The 1,425-nt window shown below is 40.1% G+C and carries 3 protein-coding genes; all 3 read left to right on the top strand.

The features are described from left to right. Window positions 1-180: hypothetical protein (locus VXK47_RS09760; protein WP_435548592.1), on the top strand; the 180-nt coding region annotated here is incomplete at its 5' end. Between the two features lie 66 nt (window positions 181-246). Continuing rightward, entirely contained in the window at window positions 247-504 is a 258-nt protein-coding gene (locus tag VXK47_RS09755; protein WP_435548591.1) for a UPF0175 family protein, read from the top strand. Further along, on the top strand, window positions 501-995 hold the full coding sequence (locus tag VXK47_RS09750) for a DUF3368 domain-containing protein (RefSeq protein WP_435548590.1): 495 nt from the start codon (window positions 501-503) through the stop codon (window positions 993-995). Before VXK47_RS09755 ends, VXK47_RS09750 begins: the two co-directional genes overlap by 4 nt. The last annotated feature ends 430 nt before the right edge of the window (window positions 996-1,425 follow it).

Raw genomic sequence — 1,425 nt, 5'->3', positions numbered from 1 at the left:
AGAAAACATGCTCAACTAATTAATATCATACAGAGAGTCACCGATATTTTCATTCTTCTTATTATTACATGGCTTGTCAGCAAAAAATACGGATCAAACGAATTAAATAAAGTATTTGCCATATATGGAAGTTTGCTTATGAAAGAAAAAAGTCATTTATATTGGAAAAATATGGTATAAGTTAAAAATTAGTTTGTCGGTGTTTTATGTGAGTGGAAAATAGAAAAATATTATGGGGTCAACATTATGAGAACAATAGAAATAAAGTATCCGGAGACAATACCTGCCATACTTAATCTCAGTCCGGATAAATTCGAACAAGAGGCTAAATTTGCTTTGGCGGTTAAATTATACGAAATGGGGCGGCTTACATCCGGACAAGCTGCACAGCTGGCAGAAGTATCGCGAGTGATATTTTTGCTGGACTGTCGGCGATATGGAGCAGCCAGTGTGGATTGGGATTATGACGAGATTGATGCTGAGTTTTCGGATATGAATAAATGAACGATAAGGCGATCTGCAACACAGGCCCAATAATAGCCCTGTCAATGATTGACAGCATTGATATTCTCAGGCATCTTTTTGAGTTTGTTGCTGTACCGGAAGCAGTCCATAAGGAAATCCTTGAAGGCGGAACAGTAAATGCCGGGCTGGCAAATTACCGAAAGGCAAAATGGATAAAGGTTATGAAACTTTCCAATCCGTTAGACCCTTTATTGATAACATCTCTTGATGTGGGGGAGGCCGCCGTAATTGGGTTGGCAAGGGAATTGAGTGTTAACCTTATTTTGATTGATGAACGAAAAGCAAGAAAAATCGCCCGCACTGTTTATGGACTTCACGTTATCGGGTCGGTAAGAGTTCTTGTTGAAGCCAAAAAACGCGGGATTATAGATAATGTCGGTGCTTCAATACTGGCCATGCGGAATAGCGGCTACTGGATAAGTGATTCGATTGTAGAGACGGCATTGAAGCATGCTGGGGAGAAAATATAGTTTTTCTTCTCATGCACACAGGTGACAAGTACTCCACAAATTCCCGCGGTTCCTGATAAAACCTCCAACAATTACCGATTTTAGCCCAAGGCTCTTTCCGGTAAGTACCCTTTTTCCCCTTTTAACCGGAATGAACTATAAACCGGAAATATAAGTTGATCGGAGAATCATAAAAATACCATGGCTTTTTATCCTTATAATATTTAATTGTATCATCCTTCTTTTAAGCAACAAAACGCAACTTGCGGTTCTTCTGCCATTTGTGCTTTTTAAAGCTCCTGAATTTTTAGGGTCTTCGCACATTTGTGTGGGTGACCCCTATATATAGCGGTCATGCAGTGATGACCTGGAATGCACTTGGTTTCCTTTTTGGGTAGAGATCAAACCCCCCCACAGTGGAAGTAGATAGCGGTCCTATAGTGATCTCGGT

The organism is Desulfobacterium sp. N47 (assembly GCF_051233685.1).
Taxonomy (GTDB): domain Bacteria; phylum Desulfobacterota; class Desulfobacteria; order Desulfobacterales; family RPRI01; genus RPRI01.
Note: the sequence above shows the minus strand (reverse complement) of the source record. Positions and strands in the feature narration are given on the sequence as shown.